Source organism: Legionella qingyii (assembly GCF_003990155.1).
GTDB classification, from domain to species: domain Bacteria; phylum Pseudomonadota; class Gammaproteobacteria; order Legionellales; family Legionellaceae; genus Legionella; species Legionella qingyii.
Window position 1 is genome coordinate 12,590 of the sequence record NZ_RZGX01000028.1, and the last position, 22,312, is coordinate 34,901.

Below are 22,312 nucleotides of genomic sequence, written 5' to 3' on the forward strand. Positions count from 1 at the left end.
CCCCTATCTCTTCGTTAAAAATGTTTTTAACTCGGTCATTTAGTCTATCTACACTCCCTCATTAAAAACATTTTTTTGCCTCGACCTTGGGGTTTTTCGTAACTCCTGTTTGTAACTTGGGAGCTCTCTCTTCCTTCGGGGCGATTTCCCCGAATCTTCTATACATCGATGAAAAAAAAGTCCATCTCTATTCGACGTCTCGTAGCTTTGTCCGCGGGATCCAGAAGATCTGCGCAAAACACTGGTGATGTATACTCAACGAAGCATCCGCATTGAGTGCCAGGTCGCCCAGAATATAACATCCGTATGCCCTTATTTTTCAGCTATAATCAGAAGGTAAGAACTATCTTATCCTGATAAGGAGATCACTATGTTAAAGTGGGCGCTGGTATTTTTGGTTATCGCCATCGTTGCGGGATTATTTGGTTTTCGTGGTATTGCGTCTACGGCTGCAAGTATCGCTAAAGTGCTTTTCTTTTTATTTATCATTATCTTCCTGACCTTTTTAATTTTGGCCATATTTGGAACTGCATCTCTTACTGCAGTACCTTAATTTGTGATAAATACTCTTACAGGACTTACGAACAACCCCAATCTCTTTGTTAAAAAATGTTTTTAATTCGGTCATTTAGTCTATCTAAACTCCCTCATTAAAAACATTTTTTGCCTCGACCTTGAGATTTTTCGTAAGTCCTGTCTTATTGCCTCTATGTTGCAACCGGTTTAAAAAGTTACCGGTTGCACAGCAACTATTGATTCATTATGAATAGGAATTTTATGATAGAGAGGCAATATCAATAACAAAACGATAACGGACATCGCTTTTCAGGACTCGTTCATATGCGTCATTCACTTGTTGGATAGGAATTAATTCGATATCAGATACGATGTTATGTTTGCCACAGAAATCGAGCATTTCTTGAGTTTCCTTAATTCTTAAAACATAATTTTCATCAACAACGATTTTGGTTGAGTAGCCCCCTTGAGCTAAGTTGTTGCTATTGGGCTCATAATTGTTATAGGTTAAAGTCATTCCTTCTTCGCAAAACTGCTCCAATCCTTCATGACAGCTTTCGCATCGCCGACACGAATCAACAAAGCAACCAACTCCCACATGATCACCTACTTTAAATTTGCTGACTGATGGGCCTACTTGACTGACTACGCCAATCTAATCAAATCAGGCGGCGTTCATATAGCTGACGATATGGAATAAGCGAATGCAACTCATCAACAAAGCTACAGTGCTCATAAAGAATCTTAAAAATAATTGCTGGCCTTACATGGCCAGCACAAGCACAATCTAGATTGTTATTCCCAAATGGGGAATTTCTTTATCTAATCCATCAAAAATACCGCCTTTAGAAAAAAGGTTTTCTTCAAAGGTTTCTAATTTTCTGAGGGAGTCGGTTTTCGTATTAAAAAACGTTCCTAGATAACCTTGTTTAGAGTAAATTTCGGTCAACACTCCGGGAATAATAGTAAGACCCGCAATAATTCCACCTATTGCCTTGATACAAACAATGATTGATTTCAATATTGGATTCAATTCATTATACCACTTTGCCCAACCACGAAATTTGCCAAACTCACCTTTTGCGCTTTTTATTGATGTGTCGCACGTGCTTTTAAACGCTTCAAAACTGTTTTTTGACATAGGATTATTGAAAAATTGAGCACCCGCATCGACCAGATTGGAGTTTAATAGTTGTGCAGTTAGAGCTACGCTTGAATAATTTGGATCAAAATTGTTATTAACAATAGGTGGATCATTGGGCGCGCCAGACTCATAGGTTTTCGTTGCTTTACGAGTCAGCTCATATAATTTATCACTGAGCTCATTTAGTAACTGATAAAATTTATGTTCTTCGCGTGTAATCGCCAACATGGCTGCGAATTTCTTTCCTACTTTAGGCAAGGCCTCTTGAACCGAAGCTTGGTCAAAATGCTTTGATAAATGGTTATCAACTTTATCGAGTAAGTGCAATACCAGTTCTGAGAGTTTCTTATCATAAATTACATAAAGAAAAAGTTTTCTTTTCAGGAGAAGTAGTGACTCTAAATCAAGTTCTGATAAATCACCTGTTGCCACAAACAGAGAAGACGATTTGATTGCCTGTTCAATGTTTTCATCTGGAATAATAAACTCACAGAATGTACTAGGTGTACCATGTCGATGACGAGGTGCATCAATACAAGTACTTTTTGGAACTTTATGTACAATTCCATTAACGATTTGGATGAACTGTTTTTTTTTCTCCTCACTAATTGAAGGTTCTTGCAAATTAGGAACAAGGCCGAACTCCAGTGATGAGTGCTTTTTACCATCTGAAACATAAAGAGTACCTTTATCGCCTGGACGAAAAACACATTTCAGAGACATACCTTGTAGCGGATGTAGTACACCTGCTGCCTCGAGCACCATGTATTCAATAATATCCATTTGTTCTAGCTGCTGTTCTTCATAATGCAAGCCGGCTTGGCTTAATTGGTTCGCAATAATTTGGTATAAGGACATAATTTTAAATAAATATAAAAAAGATAGCGGATTTTAACAAATATATAAGCCAATTACATTCTAATTTTTTTATCATGTGATTAAATTTTTTACTTGGATTATCAATTAAATCCAAATTTAGAGGGTGAGGAGATAGAAAGCGAAGAACGTTTATTGGGGTGATGGATGTTTTAATACGAGGAGTAAACATTCAGCCAATGGTTCAAATTGTTGCCTTGTTGGTGCGTGAAGTGAAACCCGGTGGTGCAAAGATTTCCTGGGTGAAGGCATTTTGCCTTCACTCAGGTTACATGTTATCCACTTTATTCTTTTATTGCTGGTTCTCTTTTTTTATTGCTTTCTCCTTTGGCAGCAGTCGCTTTAACATTTCCTTGTTGCTGCTGACCTGTTTTTCTACGATTCTGGTTTGAAGGAGAACTGCTGCCTGTATTGGCTCGTTGCTGTTGATTACCACTAGGCCGACGTCGTCGGTTTTGTGATCTTCGATCACCAGTTCCTTTAGATGATTTTGCTTGTGGTTGATTACGGCTTGGCATTTTTTTAGCTTGAATCTGCGGGATTGAAGCTGAAGAGTCTGTATGCCCACCAAATAAGCTCGACCATAAACGTTTAATGAAACTAGTTTGAGCGCTTTTTACGGGTTGATGTTCCGTAAATGGCTTGACTGCCGGTTCATCACGTAAAGAAGTTTCTGCCTCACTGCCAGCAAGGTGTAATTCAGGTTGCTGGATTAAAGAGTAACTGGGTTTTTTAGACTTACCCACATTATCCTCTTTGAGGCGAGTAATCGTATATTGTGGTAAGTGCATATAAGGATTGGCGATAATTATTACTGAAACGCCGTGTCTTTTTTCAATGTCTTTAATGAAATTACGCTTCTCATTGATGATGAAGGTTGCCATTTCTGCAGGAAGCTGTACTTGGATCTCAGCGGTCTTCTCCTTTAATGCTTCTTCTTCGATAAGACGTGTTATAGAGAGACCATGAGACTGAATGTTACGAACAGTACCTCGTCCTTCACAACGTGGGCAAACTTCTTGAGCGCTTTCACCCAATGATAATCTTAGGCGTTGACGCGACATTTCTAAAAGACCAAATCGAGAGATACGCCCAACCTGAATCCGTGCTCTATCTGCCTGTAACGCTTCTTTTAAGCGATTTTCCACATCACGTTGATTTTTACTGGAACTCATATCGATAAAATCGATAACGACCAGACCACCCAAATCACGTAGACGCAATTGGCGTGCAATTTCGTCAGCTGCTTCAATATTTGTGTTGAAGGCTGTTGCTTCGATATCTGCTCCACCAGTTGCTTTGGCTGAGTTTACATCAATTGAAACCAGAGCTTCGGTTCGGTCAATCACCAAAGCACCTCCAGACGGCAACATAACTTGGCGTTGATATGCAGTTTCTATTTGGCTTTCAATTTGATAGAAGTTAAACAAAGGGATACTGCTGTTGTAAAGCTTCAAATTAGGTAAAAATTCGGGTTTTACGCGCTCAATATATTGCTTGGCTTTAATGTAGGAAATCTGATCATCAATGATGATTTCGCTGATTGACTTACGTAAGTTATCGCGAATGGAACGAATAATGACATCACCTTCTTGGTGAATCAAGCAAGGAGCAAGTTCTGTATTATAAGCCTGTTTGATTGATTGCCATTGATTACACAGCATATCCAGGTCATCTTGTAACTCTTCCTGGCTTTTGCCAACTCCGGCTGTGCGGATGATAAGTCCCATATCTTCGGGTAGCGTCAGTGCGTTGAGTGTTTCACGTAATTCATCGCGCTCTTCTCCCTCGATACGTCTGGAGATACCACCAGAGCGAGGGTTGTTTGGCATCAGAACAAGGTAGCAACCGGCCAAGGTAATATAGGTAGTGAGTGCAGCACCTTTACTGCCACGCTCTTCTTTGTCTACTTGAACTAATAACTCCTGACCTTCACGAATTAACGAAGTGATTGGTGGCTTTTCATCACCAAATTCTTCAGGATTTTTACTTAAATATTCAGGTGCAATTTCTTTAAGTGGCAAGAAACCTTGGCGTTTAGAGCCGTATTCTACAAAAACGGCATCGAGGCTTGGCTCCCGTCTGGTAACGGTTGCTTTATAAATATTCCCCTTTTTCTTCACTTCACCAGGACACTCAATGTCCAGGTCAAATAAATAACGGTCTTTAACAAGTGCAACACGAACTTCCTCAGTTTGCATCGCATTGATTAACATTTTTTCCATCTAATACCCCATAATTAGGGCGCCGTCATTTAAGTTGAGATAGTATAAGGCTCAAAATACCTTAGAGGTTCAATTGGATATACTGACATTTCTACGCTTTTGACTGATGTCTGGATTTTCTGTGCTTCGATGCATACATCTGTATGCTGTGTTGCCATATTTGAAAACCCGGGCGTTTCACCGCAAGAAGCTAATAGGTCAGTAGCACCTGGAATTGAACAATAAGCGATGTGATCTTTAAGCGAACCCATGGCCTTGTAAACAGACTTTACGCAGTTTCCCTGCTCAACAGACCTCTTTTGAAACGCTACTGCAGAAGATGACTGCGTCGCCGGTACGGTGCTCGAATCTTCATGTACTGCAGAGTACACTCCATTTCTTTGCTTCGCTTTCCCGAGCATTTGTTTTCTTGCAGCGAGTTTCGAAAGAGGTCTAATGAAAGGTGCATGCTCTGAAATATACTGGTTACAAATCAAACGGGTAGAAATATGAAGCCAAAGGCGTGCGAAAGCCCTGAAATAATTTGTAATCGGTATAAAGCATGTCTGGCATGCGTAGGTTTCTGTCAAAAATATGCTCAATTTATCTCTGGCATTGGGTTGCTTCCTTATATCTGCTTAAATGGAAGCGCTATTTCTCATGTAACTATAATTTAACAAGTAATCACTCATTTAGGGCGGGTTAAAACCCAATCACCTTAACGATCAGCATATACTTTAAAGTAAATAGTCACGCTTTTTTTATTTAAATGCGTTATAATTCGGTTGCATGGAAATTTTTCCACGCTACTGGCGATCATACCAAAAAAATCACGCCCAGCAAACAGGTTTATTGACAATGAGTGAAGTAAGTTATAAAGAAATCAGTAATGAAGAAGAAGGGCAACGTCTGGATAATTATTTGATTCGTATTTTGAAAGGTGTTCCCAAAAGCCATATTTATAGAATTATCCGTGGTGGTGAGGTTCGAGTTAATAAAAAAAGAGCACAAGCCAATTCAAGGTTGCATGCTGGCGACAGTGTACGTATTCCCCCAATTCGCCTGTCAGAATCAAAAGAGGTGTTTGTAGGTGATGCATTGGCAAAACGGCTAAATGAATGCATTATTTTTGAAGATTCCTGTTTTTTGGTAATTAATAAGCCTGCAGGTATTGCTGTTCATGGCGGAAGTGGTTTGAGTCTCGGTGTCATCGAAGCGTTGAGAAAAACAAGACAAGATTTAGCCTATTTAGAATTGATTCATCGTCTTGATAAGGAAACTTCGGGTTGTCTTTTGTTAGCCAAGAAAAGAAGTACTTTGAGAGCGATGCATGCATTGCTTGAGTCACGTGAAGTACAAAAGACTTATTGGGCGTTACTGACTCATCGCTGGGAAGGTAAAAAACAAGTGACTGTTCGTGCCGCACTAGAAAAAAATACTTTAAAATCAGGTGAGCGTATTGTCTCGGTTAAAGAAGAAGGAAAAGCTTCGGAAACAGGATTTAAGCTTCTTGAAAACTATCAGCAGGCCTGTTGGGTTGAGGCGACTCCTAAAACTGGGCGTACACACCAAATCCGTGTACATAGCGCCCATTTGGGGCATGTTATAGTTGGCGATAAAAAATATGGAGCACTTGCAGGAGAAATAGAAGGGATAGATAATCAGCATCATCGTCTTTTTTTACATGCGCGAGCCATTCAATTTGAATTGAATGGCACAAAGCATTTGTTTCAAGCTGATGCAGATAACCATTTTTCTACCGCACTAAAACAATTACGTGCGAGGAGCGTAGTGAGCAATGAGCAATCCATATGATTTAGTGGTATTTGACTGGGAAGGTACTATTGCGGATACTGTAGGAATCGTTTTACATATAGTTGCTACAGAAGCAAATTTGTTGGGATTTGGCAATTTTGATCCTTACCAGGCAAGAAAATATGTTGAGTTGGGTTTAGTACAAGCTTTGAGGAAAACATATCCGCATTTGACGACAACACAACACCAACAATTATTACAGGCAGTACAATTAGCTATGCATTCTCGTTCAACTGATGTGTGTTTGATGCCTGGGGTGCGTGAACTGATCCATCAAATGCATGAGGCGAAAATAACCCTCGCGATTGCAACCAATAAAGGACAGCAATCCTTGTTACGCGCTTTGCAGACTACGGGTCTTGATAATATATTTAAAATAACTCGCTCTGCAGGACAGGTTCCTGCTAAACCTTGTCCACAAATGTTGGAAGAAATTATTGAAGAGCACGGTGGAACAGCAGCTACGACATTAATGATAGGCGATTCGCTTACCGATATGGAAATGGCAAAAGGTGCTCAAGTTACTGCTGTAGGAATAGACGTTTATCACCAGCAAGAAGAATCTGCACTTAAAGCTGCTGGGGCAGTAGTCGTATTTGATGATTATGAACAAATAGCAGATTTTTTAAATTTATCGAAGAGTAGTAAACCACAGACATAGTTATCTGTAGCCTGGGCGAGGAATTAGATTAATGAGCCGCGATTCCCGAGCTCAAGTTTGTTCAGGCTGGATTTTATTTTTGAACTACTCATAGGATGGGGGTTGCTTTATTTCGTATTATGTAAAGGGAGTATCAAGCGTTGAGTACATTAACCAGTTTACCAAATTTATTAACTTTGCTGCGCATCGTTTTGATTCCAGTATTTGTTATTGTATTTTATTTACCGTTTTCATTTGCACATATGTTGGCAGCAAGCATTTTTGCCGCAGCAAGCTTTACTGATTGGTTGGATGGTTTTTTGGCACGTAAGCTCAAGATGATGTCTCCATTTGGTGCTTTTCTTGATCCTGTCGCAGACAAATTACTGGTTTCTAGCAGCTTATTGCTCTTGGTCGGAGCTAAAGAGATTAATTACATTACTATCCCGGCGATTGTGATTGTTGGCCGTGAAATTGTTATTTCAGCATTACGGGAGTGGATGGCTGAAGTTGGCAGACGTGCAAGTGTTACAGTCGGTTATGTAGGAAAAATTAAAACTTTTCTGCAAATGATCGCTTTGTTTTTATTATTAGCATTTAATTCGTTAGACACATGGGGTGGAATTTTGGGTTTTGTCCTGCTTTATGTGGCCGCAATTTTAACGATTTGGTCGATGATTATTTACCTGGCAATTGCATGGCCAGAATTAACGAAAAAAAATTAAATTTATTATTGACAGCGTCTTAAATTTCGGTAGAATCACACCCCGTAGAGACGCGGGAATAGCTCAGTTGGTAGAGCACAACCTTGCCAAGGTTGGGGTCGCGAGTTCGAGTCTCGTTTCCCGCTCCAAATTAAAGCGACAACAAAAGTCGCTTTTTTTTTAGAGCTTAAAGAAGAAGTATTAGAAGTATCAAATGAGGCTGTGTGGCAGAGTGGTCATGCAGCGGCCTGCAAAGCCGTGTACGCCGGTTCGATTCCGGCCTCAGCCTCCATAAATAAATTGCCCAGGTGGCGAAACAGGTAGACGCAAGGGACTTAAAATCCCTCGGAGGCAACTCCATGCCGGTTCGATTCCGGCCCTGGGCACCAATCACCAACCACCAATCATTCTGAAGCAAACAAGATTAACGCAAGAATCGCAAAGACCATACCCAATCCGTGTTTTAATGTTAGCCCTTGTTTGAGAAACACAACGCTGAGCAGCAACGTGATCATTGGATACATCGAGGTGACAAGTACCACCGGCATTGTAGGTCCATTGCGTAGCGCCAAAATGAAAAAAATGCAGGCAATGCCGCTTGCTAAACCGTTCAATAATCCGTATGTACTTCCTTTAGGACAAAGATCCAATTTAAAATCAAGTAATACCAAAGCGATGATGCCAGAAATTAATACGCCTATACTTGAATAAAAAGTGATGGATAGAGGATTAATAAAACTGGATGCTCTTGTACCCCAATATCCCCAGGCACCATACAGACACAAGGCAATGAGCGAAGGATAATACCAAGAGCTAGGATTCATACAAACGACCTTACCTGATAGCAGGTTTACATATTAGGTATATAGGATAACTGGTAGTTCATTAAAATAACACTACCGAGTATCCATTCTTGTGTCCCGGGTTTATAACTTCTTATTTAACCAACAGTTGATCTTCGTGCAACTGTTGCATGCTCGGACTGTAAATCCAGTTCTCTTTGCTTTTCTAACCATTCAATTAATCGAGGACGGAATGCCTTAAAAAATAAGTAGAAACGGTTGGATGAGCGAATCTGCGCTCCTTCATCACGATGATATAAAGACATCAATTCCTCTGGAGTTGTGAGGTTTAGATTTAAGGCAATTTTATCTGCATGAAAGGTGATATCAGTCAAAACACTATTCGTTAATTTGAAAAAAGCTTCGATAATTTCACGGCCCTCTATTTTAAAATCATTCAGAGTAAATTGATGTTTGGCAAAATAAGCACTTTTTTTTCCATTGGCGGCTTTTAATTCTTCTTGGGCACCCGCGGCAATAAGTTCCATACTTAAATCGTTAAAATGGTAAAATCTTGCCCAATGAAGTGCAGTCATTCCCTGCGAATCAGCATGATTCACAGTGCAATCTAATTCGCGCATTTTTTTCAAAATATGCCTTGCCGCTTCTTTATCTGCCAGTTTACATGCTAATACTAGCGCTGTATTTTCATAAGAGGTAGTTAAAAGAAATTTTGGATTTGCCAAACTCAATGCGTGCTGCAATTTAGACGGATTACGTTCAATAATGGCCTGATGTAAGGGGGTATTTGTTGATACTTCATCATCATAACTGTATGGGTTATGCACAGAAAGTTGGCAATATAGATTGAGATTTTTTAATATTTCTTGAGATGAATCTATGGATTGCAGTTCGGTGAGGTAGATAGCAAAAAAATTTTTAAGTGCATTTAAATGATGTAACAAGGGCAACGTGTGTTCTAAAATATTAGGCTTTAGCAAATCATTATCCCGCAAATAGATCAGGAGGGATTGAAGTTTTTCTATGCTGTTTTTATATCTTAGTTGGGGCAACATAGGTCCTATTATTTCTTTTTGTAATAAACCGTGTTTGTCAATGAATTTAAAAAATGAATCAAGGGCTAAAAGATCCTCCACTGAAAGATTGGCCTCTATTAATAATTCTGCTAGTAATGGAATTAATTGATGAGGAAGACTTTTACAAAGCCCAAACACGTCAAAAATCAAATACCATTCACTGTGTTCTTCCATATATATAGAATCTGAATTTCCTCTATCCATAGAGAAACGAACCGGAGTAACGTGGCTTAGTTCAGTATAGCGAACAAGCCTGTTTTTTTGCGCTAAATAACAGATAAGATCATAAATTTTATCATATTGTTCAGGAGCTAACCTCATTGCTTTTACCAAAGCTTTCCGTGCTTCCAGATTGGTATTGATATCCGCAAACACGCGTAGAGCCCAAAACGGATTAGAAAAGCGTTTTGTTTTAATGAATGAAACAAGGTGAAGGAAATCGGTGAGCTGTTCAAGAGCTCTTCCAGGTGGAGTTAAGCTAAGTTCTTCACCTAACAGGGCATCAACTTCATCAAAATGCACATCGGGTTTGTTGATAAAGGCGACGATTTTATCGTTAAAGATGATTTTTCGTACGTTCCTTTCCGAGGAGGCCATAATATTCCTTCCGTTAATATGAGATTTCTTGCATAACCGATGTTTCTATTATCCTAGTCATTTTTTTCATACAAATAACGCGCTCAAAAGAGTGGGGTTTGCGGGAGGGTTGCTGCTCAGGCTAAATCCATTTTCTTTACCCAAAACGATTGTTCTGGGGCGCTATAGTGATGATGTATCGACATTAGTCTTAGCGTCCTGATAATATTAAAGGAGAATCGTACATATTATAATCATTTGCGTCAATTTTATGTCCATTTATTTTGGGGGTTAGTGAAGCGCAAATTGATAAAAAACAAACCTGTCTATCACTAGTATGGTGTTTTGAAAAAGCTCGTTTATACATTTATAGACAAGATGAAGCATGCATAATAATTACCCCACAAAATCATTTTTTTTCCGCAATATCGATTAAATATCCACAAATTCTGTGGATAACTATGTGGGTTAACTGATGAAGAAATAATAAATAGCAGAACTCCATATAAGGTATATCGCTTGGATGATTTTTTCTCTACAATAAGACTTTAACCAAAAATAAAAGCAAACATGTATAAACCATTAGCCCTTTTTATGGGGTTACGCTATACGCGTTCCAGAAAGAAGAATCATTTTGTCTCTTTTATTTCGCTCAGTTCGATGCTAGGTATTGGCATTGGTGTGATGGTTCTTATTACGGTCTTATCGGTAATGAATGGGTTTGACCAGCAAATACATAACCGATTTTTCGGGATGGCTCCTGAAATTACAGTTTCTGGACCCAATGAACGACTCAGTGATTGGCCTGAAGTAGCTAAAAAAATTCAAACGATTTCCGAAATTAAAGCGCTTGCACCTTATGTTGGTGGGCAAGGGCTAATGGTTCATGAAGGACAGGTTTATCCTATTGTTTTAACAGGTGTGTTGCCTGAAAAAGAAGAAAAAATGAGTCACTTACAAGACAAGTTACTTGCTGGGAGTCTAAGTAATTTAAAAGATTTTGGCATCATCTTGGGGAGAGGGCTTGCAGACAGCATGGGAACGATGATTGGAGATAAGGTCACCGTCATGATTCCGCAAGCGACAGTGACTCCTGCCGGAATGATTCCTCGTTTTAAACGATTCACTGTAGTTGGGGTTTTTTCTGCGGGAAGCGGGTTTAATTTTGATACCAAATTGGCATTCATCAATATGGGGGATGCCCAAAAGTTATTGCAAATGGGTGATGATGTAACCGGTATCAAAATGAAAATAGATAACGTTTATCAAGCACCCGAATTGACTTCTCGATTATCTCACTTATTAGGTGAAGAATATCAGGTAGGTAATTGGACTCAGCAATATGGTGCATTTTTCCAAGCAGTTAAAATGGAAAAAACGATGATGTTTCTGATTTTATTACTGATTATCGCAGTAGCTGCATTTAATCTGGTTTCCTCTCTGGTGATGGTTGTTAATGACAAGCAAGCTGAGATCGCAATTCTAAGAACTATTGGTGCAACTCCTTCTACCATATTATGGACATTTATTGTTCAAGGGATGATGGTAGGAATTGTCGGCACACTTTTTGGTTTGATTGGCGGATTACTATTAGCAAACAATGCGACCACAATTGTGAATCATCTTCAGACCTGGTTTCATTTTAAAGTCTTGTCTTCCAGTATTTATTTTGTGGATTATTTGCCCTCTAAGATTCTATTTAGCGATCTATGGAAAGTTTGTGTTATGGCATTATTAATGAGCTTTTTTGCAACAATTTATCCTGCCTGGCGGGCCTCAAAAACTGTGATTGCGGAGGCTTTGCATTATGAGTGATGTAATTTTAAGTGCTAATAAATTATGTAAGTCATATAGTGACGGTACTTCTAAAGTGCACGTATTAAGAGGGATTGATCTATCCATAGGCAAAGGTGAGCGCTTGGCAATTATAGGTCCTTCAGGTTCTGGGAAAAGCACTTTATTGCATTTATTGGGTGGCTTAGATAAACCCACAAGCGGAGATGTATTGATAAAGGACACAAATTGGCAAAGGATAAATGAAAAACAACGTTGTAAATTACGTAACCAAGGTTTGGGATTTATCTACCAGTTTCATCATTTGTTACCAGAATTTACCGCGCTTGAAAATGTTTCCATGCCGCTATTGCTAGCAAATGTTTCAGTGAAGGATGCAGAGGCCGAAGCGAGTAAAATGCTGGATGATGTTGGCCTGAAAGAAAGGAAAACACATAAGCCTGCACAGCTTTCCGGAGGAGAGCGGCAACGAGTTGCAATAGCTCGAGCTTTAGTGCACCAACCCTATTGCGTCTTGGCTGATGAGCCTACAGGAAATCTGGATCAGACAACTGCAACGAAAGTATTTGATTTAATGCTGGAGTTGAATAGAAAAATGAACACCGCTTTGGTTATCGTAACTCATGATCAGCAATTAGCAAGACAAATGGATAGAGTTTTAGTACTGGGAGAAGGCATGTTGTCAGAGGTGTAAATGATATAGATACGTTCCTAGGCTATTACTGTTTCAGATAAGGATTATCAATAAACAGAGGAGTTAACCAGGATGTTTAAAAAAACAGCAGGAAATGACCGTAAATCTGTAGATCTAATTCACAACACTGCCCAGGGCAGAACCTCAGGCAAGAACTTTCTTGACGGAGTGAGAAAAGACGCCAACAAATATGAGCTGATTGATACTGGAGTCCCATTAAATTCCTATCAATTTTTATCTCCCCTAAGCAAATATAAAAGTTCAAAAGCCCAGGTTTCGCCGTTTATTGTTCATGATATGCAAATTGCGGACGAGGATGGGTTTGAGGTGGAGTCTGTTTGTCCTTAAACCATAGTGTATTGAAAGCCAATAGTTCTCAAAAAATCGTGAGTGAAGCGAAGAATAATTTGGGGATTCGATGATGACAAACCTGGGTTTTGCTTTGCTGAACTCAAGCTACAATCAAATCAAACGCCAATAAATAACTGAAATGTAGCCTGGGTGAAGGTGCAAGCCGTAACCGAGGTTTTTAGCAGTCATCCTCGGGTTCTGTTTTATTGCATTCAGGCTACATAATTTACTTCTCTTAATAATTCGCATGTCCTGGGGTGCGAGGGAACGGGATGACATCACGTACGTTGGCTAAACCGGTGACATAACTTACCAAACGCTCAAAACCTAAACCAAATCCTGCATGTGGAACGGTACCGTATCGGCGTAGATCTCTATACCATTGATAACTCTCTTTGCTTAGGTTGCATTCTTCAATACGTCTATCGAGAATATCGAGACGCTCTTCGCGTTGACTGCCACCGATGATCTCACCGATTCCAGGGGCTAAAACATCCATAGCTGCGACGGTTTTTTCATCATCATTGAGGCGCATGTAAAAACCTTTAATTTCTTGCGGATAATTAGTCAGGATGACTGGTTTTTTACAATGAATTTCTGCCAGATAGCGTTCATGCTCTGACTGCAAATCCAAACCCCAGCTGACTGGAAATTCAAATTGTTGACCGCATTGTTCCAAAATTTTAATGGCATCGGTATAGGTCATGACTTCAAAATCTGAATCAGCAATATGTTCCAAGCGTTCAATACAACCTGGAGCAACAAATTGATTGAAAAACTCCATATCATCAGAACGTTCGTCCAGGACTGCTTTGCATAAATAGCGCAACATACTTTGACTTAAATTACAAATATCTTGCAAAGTAGCAAAAGCGATTTCAGGTTCAATCATCCAGAATTCAGCGAGGTGACGGCTGGTATTTGAGTTTTCAGCACGGAAAGTTGGCCCAAAAGTGTATACTTTTGACATAGCCATACAATAAGCTTCCAGGTTTAGTTGCCCTGAAACAGTAAGAAAAGTCTCTTTACCAAAGAAATCCTTGCTAAAGTCAATTTGACCGAATTCATTTTTAGGCACATTTAAAAGATCTAAAGTCGATACACGAAACATTTCACCCGCTCCCTCACAATCACTAGAGGTGATAATAGGGGTATGTATCCAAAAGAAACCTTGTTCGTGGAAAAAACGATGGATGGCTTGTGATAAACAATGACGGATTCGTGTAACGGCGCTAATCGTATTTGTACGTGGGCGTAGATGAGCTACCTCGCGTAGAAATTCCAGTGTATGGCGTTTTGCCTGAATAGGATAACTATCTGGATTTTCTACCCAACCCACGACCTTAATATAGTCAGCTTGAATTTCAAAGGCTTGGCCTTTTCCTTGTGAGGCAACCAATTTTCCTGAGGCAATCAAAGAACAGCCGGCATTAAGTTTAGTGACTTCTTCATGATAATTGTCTAAACCATCGGTAGCTACGATTTGAATTGGAGCAAAACAGGAACCATCATGTAGGCTAATAAAAGACAAGCCTGTTTTGGAATCACGTCGGGTCTTTACCCAACCTCTAACGGTAACGTGTTCATCAATGCTGATTTCACCATCCAGACATTGTTTTATGGTAAAAACTTGGGTCATTTTTTACTCCTCACTCTGTGTATACTTTGCATGGCCATAAGGTACTTTTTAAATTCTATCAGTCTGCGTATGCAGATTGAGATAAAGCGTAGTTATAACGTTACATCAAGCATTTTTTATTGAAGAATTAGTCAGGGTTAGCGAGCTTGGATATGCCAAAAATCGCGATTGTAACCCCGTGAAGTATAGATACCTGTAACTAAAAATGAGATGATACACTGGGGTTATGCGCATTTCTACTATCTTGGTGTTAAAACGCATTGATTTTCTCATTTCAGTGCGCTATTCCTATAGCAAAAAACTTTAACTTATAGATCAAGAAAATATGAACGTGTTTCAATATAATTATTGAGGAACCATTATGTTGCTAAAAGTATTCTGCATCTCATTGTTTTTGTGTTCCTTTGCAGCTGCAGCAAATGATACGGTATTAAAATTATACAGACCCTATGGTGATGCATCAGAGCAGGTAGTCCCGCAAGTGAGAAGCAAATCTTTTGGCGAATGTTATTCTCAATCTCAATTAATCATTCGCGAAGATGCTTGGCGTTGTATTGCTGGTGGTAAAACGTATGATCCTTGCTTTGTAAAAGCTGGTCCAAATAGGACTGAAGCTTTATGTCCTCGTTCTCCCTGGATTGGAGACAGCGTGCTGATTAAGGTTAAAGAACCTTTGAATAATGAACAAAATAAAACATTGGATATGTCTCGCACTTATCCTTGGGGAATCGAATTAACCAATGGTGAGCAGTGTCATGCGATTAAGTCAGACAAGATGTATGATCAAATGCCAGTGCGTTATAAATGCAGCAACAAAAATTACCTGGTTGGCCATTTACAGCGATGTAAAACGGTATGGAGTATGCTCGAAAAAACACCCGACGGTGTTGTGACTGTAGAATTAAGTAAAGCCTGGTTTTAAGAATAAGTAATATTTTTTCTCTAAGCATAATTATTTTTCATTTAAGGATAAAGCAGAGCAATTGACCTACCAAGCACTTGCGCAAGAATATAATCCGCAAGTAATTAATAAATTAGATCAAAAACAACGAGACAGCGATTACTTATTGGCTGTTTGTCTAGACCAAGAAGAACATTTAACGCGAAGAATGGATGATGAATTATTCGCTCAAGCGTTAACAGAAATTGGAAAGCCGAATAGCTATTCAACACTGCGATTCTTTAATTCAGGCAATGATGAAGAGCAAACTCAAGACCTAACAGAAGAGTATGTATCTGGTCTATCATGAAATAATACATTCCGATTTATCTTCCCTTGTTAACGTTAAGGTAACCGTGCTGGACAACATCACAGACTGTTTATGAAGCCACAAACGGTTACACCATTAAACGAGGGGCTAAGTTTGAACTATTGAAGTTCAGGAGCTGCTTTTCTAAATGGTTCCAGGGTCAAACAATGAGCATTGATTTCATTGATAAGAGGATAGTTATCCATCGCAAAATGAAAACGGTGTGCATTATAGACTTGAGGGACAAGACAGAGATCGGCCAATGTAACTGCATCACCAAAACAAAAGGGTTGGCTCCGTTTAATATGCGATAACTTCGCTTCAAGGGCATCAAATCCGGCTTTAAGCCAATGGTGATACCATTCTATAACTTGTGTTTCATTGGCTTGAAACTGCTCTTTTAATTGATTCAATACTCTTAAATTATTCAGAGGGTGCATATCACATGCTACGATTAAGGCAAGAGATCGTACTGTAGCTTTATCCCAAGGATTTTGAGGCAATAACTTAGGGATTGGGTAAGTCTCATCCAGATAATCGATGATAGCAAGTGATTGACTAATAATCTGTCCATTGATTTCTAAACAAGGAACTAACTCTTGAGGATTTATCTCTCTGTACTCTGCACTATGCTGCTCTCCGCCATGATTCACTAAATGAATGTTAACTTGTTCATAAGTGATATTTTTTAGGTTCAGAGCAATACGAACCCGATAACACGCTGTGGAGCGAAAATAATCATAAAGTTTCATTACTTATACCTTTTTGACAACTTGATCAATGGCGCCAAACAAGCTTTTACCTTGTTTGTCGAGCATTTCGATTCGAATTCTATCCCCAAAGCGCATAAAAGACGTTTTTGCTTGACCCTGTTCTATGATTTCCAGCATACGTTTTTCGGCAATACAAGAAAAACCTTTGCTGCGATCAAGATTAGAAACAGTACCTGAACCAATAATAGTCCCAGCACCCAGTACTCTGGTTTTTGCTGCATGCTGAATCAGCTCTGGAAAAGAAAACGTCATGTCAATTCCAGCATTGGGCTGACCGAACAATTGTCCGTTCAGATGACTCAATAAAGGCAGATGCACACGTTGTCCATCCCAATTAGTACTTAATTCATCGGGGGTAATGGCTACGGGAGAAAAACTGCTGGAAGGTTTGGAATGGAAAAACCCAAAACCCTTTGCCAATTCATCTGGTATTAAATTACGCAATGAAACGTCATTGACTAGCATTAACAATTTAATATGTTGCTCTGCATTTTTATGGTTTATCCCCATGGGAACATCATCGGTAATGACTGCAACTTCTGCTTCAAAGTCGATGCCAAAAGCCTCATCAGCAACTAAAATGGGATCTCTAGGCCCCAAGAACGAATCGGAACCTCCTTGATACATCAATGGATCAGTCCAGAAATTTTCTGGCAATACAGCACCTCGGGCTTTGCGCACGAGTTCGACATGGTTAACGTAGGCACTGCCATCAGCCCATTGATAAGCACGTGGCAAGGGGGATGTGCATAGTTGCGGATCAAAATCGAAGGTGTTTTCCAAATGGCCTTCGTTAAGTTGTTGCGAGACAGTTTGTAACTTTTCTTTTACTGCATCCCAATGATCTAGAGCGTACTGTAAGTTGGGTGCAATTTGGGGAACACGAATTGCAAGAGTCAATGCTTGATTGACCACGCATAACTCTCCATCTCGTGATGATGTTGATTTTAAACTGGCAAGTTTCATAAGTTCCTCATTAGTCGTTGTGCCTGGATGCAGCGAAATATATGCGAATTTTGAAAATCCTAGGTTGCGTTTTGCACCACTCCCATTAAGTTAAAACTTTATCATTCCCATGTGGGCGGGAATCCATCTCTAAATTGGCTTTAGCGTTCAATTAGAATTGGATCCCCGCCTGCGCGGGGATGACAACGACACGAATGGACGTGGTACTTTGCCTAATCCAGGCTACATTCTTTACGCTGATAGTTCTTTCAAGGTACCACGTCGGATTTGATCGCGTTCAATGGCCTCGAATAACGCCTGAAAATTACCTTCACCGAATCCCTGATTGCCTTTGCGTTGAATAATTTCAAAAAATACAGGACCAAAGATATTTTCAGTAAAAATTTGCAGTAATAGACCATGTTTCGGATCGTGCTCACCATCAATCAGGATTTGCTCATCTTGAAGTGCTTTGACTGGTTCTTGATGCCAAGGGAGCCGATCGTGCAACATTTCATAATAAGTATCTGGAACATCAAGAAATTTAACGCCTTGCTCTCTTAATGTATGCACGGTATGGTAAATATTCTCAGTGGTTAATGCGATATGTTGAATGCCTTCGCCTTTGTATTCGTGCAGAAACTCTTCAATTTGTGACAAATCATCTTTAGATTCATTTAAAGGGATTTTAATTTTTCCACAAGGGCTACCTAACGCTCGACTTAATAAGCCGGTCATTTTCCCTTTAATATTAAAATAACGAATTTCCTGGAAATTAAAAATGGATTCGTAGAACTGAGCCCATTTATCCATATTGCCACGGAATACATTATGGGTTAAATGATCGATCATCACTAAACCATTACCTGCTACTTTTTTACTAGATTGGTGTTCCCAATAGCCGGAGAACGGTTGATGTTGATCATCAACAAAATAAATAACACTCCCGCCGATTGCTTGGATACCAAGTAAACCATGATGTGCATGTGCGCAATCTTCAAAAGCAATTGCTCCATGTTTCAGCGCATGTTCGAAAGCTGCTTTTGCATTTTTTACTTTAAATCCCATGGCACAAGCACCAGGTCCATGAGTCTTGCTGTGTGTTTCAGCTTGGCAATTTGTTGCAGCATTGACTATAAATTGAATCTCACCTTGTTGAAATAAAGTGATGTCTTGATTTTTATGGTGTGTAGTAGCTTGGAAACCCATATCAGTGAATTGTTGATGTAGGCGTTTTTTATCGGGACCTGAAAATTCGAGGAAAGCAAAACCATCTAATCCACAAGGGTTGTTATTTGTTTGCATTGTCTATTACTCCTTTAAAAGTATTCGGTACTTATAAAATCCTTTCCTCAAGAGAGGGGAAAACATGACACGTGTAGCCTGGGTGAGTGCTGAAGGCCCAGGAATTTTGAAACCTGGGTTTTGCTGAACTTCACCCAGGCTACGTTATGTCTTTAAGATGGCTGTACTAAAAATAATCCATCGGCTATAGGCAACAAACTAATAAATACGCGCTGATCATTTTTAATTAATTCATTAAGTTTTCTGATTTCTCTGGTTTGCCCGCCCTTTTCATTTTCATCGATTACCTTACCATCCCAGAATATATTATCAATTGCAATTAATCCCTGAGGTTGAATCAGTTTTAATGCCATTTCATAATAATTTACGTAATTGGTTTTGTCGGCGTCTATAAAAATAAAATCGAACTTTTGCTCCCAACCTTCAGCGATTAAGGCATGTAATGTATCTAATGCTCGACCAAGTCGTAATTCAATTTTATGATCTTGTTTCGCTTCTTTCCAGAAAGGATGTGCCTTGCTTGTCCATTCTGCACTGATGTCACAGGTAATCAGCTTACCGTCATCAGGTAGCATTAAGGACATGGCCAAAGCACTATAACCAGTAAATGTTCCTAACTCCAAAACATTTTTTGCGCGGATTAAGCGTAAAAGCAATTGCATAAATTGTGCTTGTTCCGGTGCAACTTGCATGTTTGCCAGTTCCATGGTGGATGTCACTTTGCGTAGACCGGTTAGGGAAGGGTGTTCACGCAAAGATTTATCCAGCATGTATTCATAAAGCTCAGGAGTTAGACTTAAGTGTTTCATATCATTCTTTCTTTTAAGATAATTTCTCTTTTGCCAAATTATCTGCAATTTCGCTAGTAGGTAAATTTTCCTTAACAGACAGAGCGAAGATTTCAGTTAAATGAGTATAGATCGCATCAATCTGTTGGTTAATTTTTTCTTCAGGAGTATGAAGATATTTAGAGGCAGCAAAAATTAATCCGCCCGCATTGATAACATAATCTACTGCAAATAAAATTCCTTTGTCGTGCAATTTTTTTCCATGGAAGGTATGAGCTAGCTGATTATTTGCTGCACCTGCGATAATTGTGGTTTGCAGTTGAGAAATAGTGATGTCATTAATAATCGCACCTAATGCACAAGGAGCAAAAACATCACAAGGTACTTTGTGAATTTGATCCGTACTTACTGCTTTAGCGCCCAACTCGGTAACGGCACGATCGACTGCTGCAGCTGAGACATCCGCAACGGTTAGTGTGGCTCCTAATTCATGTAAATGTCTAGCAAGTAAAAATCCAACATGGCCTAAGCCCTGGATGGCTACATGAACTCCGTTTAAGCTTTCTTTACCGAGTTTAAACGCAACAGCGGCTTGAATGCCTCGCAGAATACCTCGGGCAGTAGAGGGAGAAGGATCGCCATCATATTTAGATAAGCTGGCTACATAGGGGGTATGTTCTGCAATGATGTCCATATCTGGTAATTCAGTACCACTATCGAGAGCAGTAATGTAGCGGCCATTTAATTCATGAACAAATCGACCAAATTGATGCATGTACTGAGCGCGATCAAACGAACCTTTGGGTTTTATAATGACTGATTTACCGCCTCCTAAAGGCAAGTTCACTGATGCTGCTTTGAAACTCATTCCTCGGGCAAGACGCATTGCATCTTGAATCGCAGCATAGGTACTAGGATATTCAATAAAACGGCAACCACCTAAAGCAGGACCTAATTTGGTGTTGTGAATGGCGATTATAGCTTTCATTCCAGTTATGGGATCCACTTTAAAGTGTAAGTCTCCAAAACCATGAGAGAGCGCGTAATCGAGGAAATCATCTTCGGCCATTATTGGGTTAGTATTTGATATATTGTCCACAGAAATCATTTGTTGATGCTCCTCTTCAAATATTTTTGCAGAAGTTATATTCCTATTTTTTGATTAAATCAATGGTGCAGTTAATAATTTGGTGTCTTTAGGTATGCTGGTATACACTTATTTAATTATTCATCAGATTGGAGAGTGTTATGCGCCAAGTATTTTTCAGAATGCTGACTTTAATGCTAGTTACACCATTTGCCTTTGCTGAAGAAATGATACCTCCATCCATTCCACGGCCTCAATTGGTTCTTGATAAAATTGATTTTCAACTTTCAGCAAAACAGTGGGTAACAACTCAAACTGCTTTATTAGGGGTCAATATCAATGTGACTTTAACCAGTGCTGATTTGGTCAAGGCACGAGCTGATATTATGGAGCGATTGAATAAAATCGCAAAAGGGGAGTGGCATTTGACCGCATTCGATAGGTCACAAGATAGCTCTGGTCTTGAAAAGTTGTATGTGCAAGCACAAGCACGAGTAAACCAAGGCGCATTAACCGATATTTATAAAAATGCTAAAGATGTGAGTTTACCCGGGGCAAAATATGAGATAGCCAGTGTCGATTTTAAGCCAAGTTTTGATGAAACACAGGCTGTTTTAAGTCAAATTCGCCAACGGTTATATCAACAAGTGAATGATGAACTTGCTCGTATCAATAAGGCATATCCGGGGCAAAATTACAGCGTCAGTAATTTAGATTTTGTTGACGGGAATAATCCATCCCAACCAAGGCTTTATCAAGCCAAGACGATGAATACGATGATGGTAGGCGAGTCAGCTGCTCCAGCTCCTGCGTTAACGGTCAGTAATGAGTTGATATTAACTGCAATTGTTGAAGTTGCTTCAAATCGAAAGCAATAGATATAGTATAGAAATTTTAGTATTAAAGAAAAAGGTGAAGTCCAGGGGCGTTGTCGCAATAAGTGAAGCGTAGCGGCATAGCCATTAAGTTAAGGAATGTTGTCATTCCCGAGCAGACCTTAAGGATTTTTGTCATACCTGAGAAGGCGTTAGAGATTGTTGTCATTCCCGCGAAGGCGGGAATCTATTCATCAGTGGGCACGGCGCTTTGTTAGGAATGGGTTCCCGCCTTCGCGGGAACGACAGTGGGTTAAGGATTTTTGTTATTTCGGAGACATTAAGAATTTTGTTATTCCCGGGCAGACGTTAGGGATTTTGTCATTGCCGAGCAGACGTTAGAGATTGTTGTCATTCCCGCGAAGGCGGGAATCTATTCATCAGTGGGCACGGCGCTTTGTTAGGAATGGGTTCCCGCCTTCGCGGGAATGACAGTGGGTTAAGGCTTTTTGTTATT

Annotated in this window: 22 protein-coding genes and 3 tRNA genes; 13 read left to right on the forward strand and 12 right to left on the reverse strand. The window is 39.6% G+C overall.

What is annotated here, in order from left to right:
- Window positions 1-370: 370 nt before the first annotated feature.
- Entirely contained in the window at window positions 371-553 is a 183-nt protein-coding gene (locus ELY20_RS15650) for a DUF1328 domain-containing protein (RefSeq protein ID WP_127059509.1), read from the forward strand.
- 222 nt (window positions 554-775) lie between these two features.
- Here the strand turns inward: ELY20_RS15650 and ELY20_RS15655 are convergent, their stop codons facing one another.
- From ELY20_RS15655 to ELY20_RS15670, 4 genes are all read right to left on the reverse strand, one after another.
- The gene (locus ELY20_RS15655; protein WP_199742196.1) at window positions 776-1,171 is read right to left on the reverse strand and encodes an alcohol dehydrogenase catalytic domain-containing protein; all 396 of its coding nucleotides are present in this window, start codon (window positions 1,169-1,171) and stop codon (window positions 776-778) included.
- Between the two features lie 132 nt (window positions 1,172-1,303).
- A complete protein-coding gene (locus ELY20_RS15660; protein ID WP_127059510.1) occupies window positions 1,304-2,518 on the reverse strand; it encodes a hypothetical protein in 1,215 nt (404 codons plus the stop codon).
- A gap of 302 nt (window positions 2,519-2,820) precedes the next feature.
- On the reverse strand, window positions 2,821-4,761 hold the full coding sequence (locus ELY20_RS15665; protein ID WP_126955750.1) for an Rne/Rng family ribonuclease: 1,941 nt from the start codon (window positions 4,759-4,761) through the stop codon (window positions 2,821-2,823).
- 29 nt (window positions 4,762-4,790) lie between these two features.
- Complete coding sequence (locus ELY20_RS15670) at window positions 4,791-5,162, reverse strand: hypothetical protein (RefSeq protein ID WP_126955749.1); 372 nt, start codon at window positions 5,160-5,162, stop codon at window positions 4,791-4,793.
- 436 nt (window positions 5,163-5,598) lie between these two features.
- Here ELY20_RS15670 and ELY20_RS15675 point away from each other — a divergent pair, with 436 nt between their 5' ends.
- The 6 genes from ELY20_RS15675 (at window position 5,599) to ELY20_RS15700 (ending at window position 8,288) form a co-directional block, all read left to right on the forward strand.
- Window positions 5,599-6,555 (forward strand): RluA family pseudouridine synthase, encoded by a 957-nt coding sequence (locus ELY20_RS15675; RefSeq protein ID WP_126955748.1) that lies wholly within the window; start codon window positions 5,599-5,601, stop codon window positions 6,553-6,555.
- On the forward strand, window positions 6,539-7,216 hold the full coding sequence (locus ELY20_RS15680) for an HAD family hydrolase (protein ID WP_126955747.1): 678 nt from the start codon (window positions 6,539-6,541) through the stop codon (window positions 7,214-7,216). Before ELY20_RS15675 ends, ELY20_RS15680 begins: the two co-directional genes overlap by 17 nt.
- 140 nt (window positions 7,217-7,356) lie before the next feature.
- Window positions 7,357-7,920 carry a CDP-diacylglycerol--glycerol-3-phosphate 3-phosphatidyltransferase gene (gene pgsA / locus ELY20_RS15685; RefSeq protein WP_126955746.1) on the forward strand — a complete coding sequence of 188 codons (564 nt, stop codon included), beginning with the start codon at window positions 7,357-7,359 and terminating at the stop codon, window positions 7,918-7,920.
- Between the two features lie 52 nt (window positions 7,921-7,972).
- Window positions 7,973-8,048 (forward strand) — tRNA-Gly (locus ELY20_RS15690).
- A gap of 69 nt (window positions 8,049-8,117) precedes the next feature.
- Window positions 8,118-8,191 (forward strand) — tRNA-Cys (locus ELY20_RS15695).
- Between the two features lie 10 nt (window positions 8,192-8,201).
- A tRNA-Leu gene (locus tag ELY20_RS15700) sits at window positions 8,202-8,288 on the forward strand.
- 15 nt (window positions 8,289-8,303) lie between these two features.
- Here ELY20_RS15700 and ELY20_RS15705 read toward each other — a convergent pair.
- Both ELY20_RS15705 and ankQ read right to left on the reverse strand, forming a co-directional pair.
- Window positions 8,304-8,723, reverse strand: a complete 420-nt coding sequence (locus ELY20_RS15705) for an EamA family transporter (protein WP_058466949.1) — start codon at window positions 8,721-8,723, stop codon at window positions 8,304-8,306.
- A 116-nt stretch (window positions 8,724-8,839) separates the two neighbouring features.
- Window positions 8,840-10,375, reverse strand: coding sequence for a Dot/Icm T4SS effector AnkQ/LegA10 (gene ankQ / locus ELY20_RS15710; RefSeq protein WP_126955745.1), 1,536 nt, complete (start codon window positions 10,373-10,375; stop codon window positions 8,840-8,842).
- A gap of 549 nt (window positions 10,376-10,924) precedes the next feature.
- Between ankQ and ELY20_RS15715 the strand changes: the two genes are divergently transcribed.
- From ELY20_RS15715 to ELY20_RS15725, 3 genes are all read left to right on the forward strand, one after another.
- Complete coding sequence (locus ELY20_RS15715) at window positions 10,925-12,169, forward strand: lipoprotein-releasing ABC transporter permease subunit (RefSeq protein WP_126955744.1); 1,245 nt, start codon at window positions 10,925-10,927, stop codon at window positions 12,167-12,169.
- A complete protein-coding gene (gene lolD, locus ELY20_RS15720) occupies window positions 12,162-12,842 on the forward strand; it encodes a lipoprotein-releasing ABC transporter ATP-binding protein LolD (protein ID WP_126955743.1) in 681 nt (226 codons plus the stop codon). The genes ELY20_RS15715 and lolD overlap by 8 nt, the downstream gene beginning before the upstream one ends.
- Before the next feature lie 72 nt (window positions 12,843-12,914).
- Window positions 12,915-13,190, forward strand: coding sequence for a hypothetical protein (locus ELY20_RS15725; protein WP_126955742.1), 276 nt, complete (start codon window positions 12,915-12,917; stop codon window positions 13,188-13,190).
- Between the two features lie 238 nt (window positions 13,191-13,428).
- Here ELY20_RS15725 and asnS read toward each other — a convergent pair whose 3' ends face one another.
- A complete protein-coding gene (gene asnS, locus ELY20_RS15730; protein WP_126955741.1) occupies window positions 13,429-14,832 on the reverse strand; it encodes an asparagine--tRNA ligase in 1,404 nt (467 codons plus the stop codon).
- 361 nt (window positions 14,833-15,193) lie between these two features.
- Between asnS and ELY20_RS15735 the strand changes: the two genes are divergently transcribed.
- On the forward strand, window positions 15,194-15,754 hold the full coding sequence (locus ELY20_RS15735; protein WP_126955740.1) for a hypothetical protein: 561 nt from the start codon (window positions 15,194-15,196) through the stop codon (window positions 15,752-15,754).
- Between the two features lie 61 nt (window positions 15,755-15,815).
- Window positions 15,816-16,082 (forward strand): hypothetical protein, encoded by a 267-nt coding sequence (locus ELY20_RS15740; protein ID WP_126955739.1) that lies wholly within the window; start codon window positions 15,816-15,818, stop codon window positions 16,080-16,082.
- A gap of 119 nt (window positions 16,083-16,201) precedes the next feature.
- Here the strand turns inward: ELY20_RS15740 and maiA are convergent, their stop codons facing one another.
- The 5 genes from maiA to ELY20_RS15765 form a co-directional block, all read right to left on the reverse strand.
- Entirely contained in the window at window positions 16,202-16,834 is a 633-nt protein-coding gene (gene maiA, locus ELY20_RS15745; protein WP_126955738.1) for a maleylacetoacetate isomerase, read from the reverse strand.
- Window positions 16,835-16,837: 3 nt separating this feature from the next.
- Window positions 16,838-17,821 (reverse strand): fumarylacetoacetate hydrolase family protein, encoded by a 984-nt coding sequence (locus ELY20_RS15750; RefSeq protein WP_126955737.1) that lies wholly within the window; start codon window positions 17,819-17,821, stop codon window positions 16,838-16,840.
- 231 nt (window positions 17,822-18,052) lie between these two features.
- Window positions 18,053-19,105 carry a 4-hydroxyphenylpyruvate dioxygenase gene (hppD, locus tag ELY20_RS15755; protein WP_126955736.1) on the reverse strand — a complete coding sequence of 351 codons (1,053 nt, stop codon included), beginning with the start codon at window positions 19,103-19,105 and terminating at the stop codon, window positions 18,053-18,055.
- Window positions 19,106-19,257: 152 nt separating this feature from the next.
- Complete coding sequence (locus ELY20_RS15760; protein ID WP_126955735.1) at window positions 19,258-19,914, reverse strand: class I SAM-dependent methyltransferase; 657 nt, start codon at window positions 19,912-19,914, stop codon at window positions 19,258-19,260.
- A gap of 13 nt (window positions 19,915-19,927) precedes the next feature.
- Complete coding sequence (locus ELY20_RS15765) at window positions 19,928-21,001, reverse strand: Leu/Phe/Val dehydrogenase (RefSeq protein ID WP_126955734.1); 1,074 nt, start codon at window positions 20,999-21,001, stop codon at window positions 19,928-19,930.
- 140 nt (window positions 21,002-21,141) lie between these two features.
- Between ELY20_RS15765 and ELY20_RS15770 the strand changes: the two genes are divergently transcribed.
- Window positions 21,142-21,858: a hypothetical protein gene (locus ELY20_RS15770; protein ID WP_126955733.1), complete on the forward strand. Its 717-nt coding sequence runs from the start codon at window positions 21,142-21,144 to the stop codon at window positions 21,856-21,858.
- Window positions 21,859-22,312 lie beyond the last annotated feature (454 nt).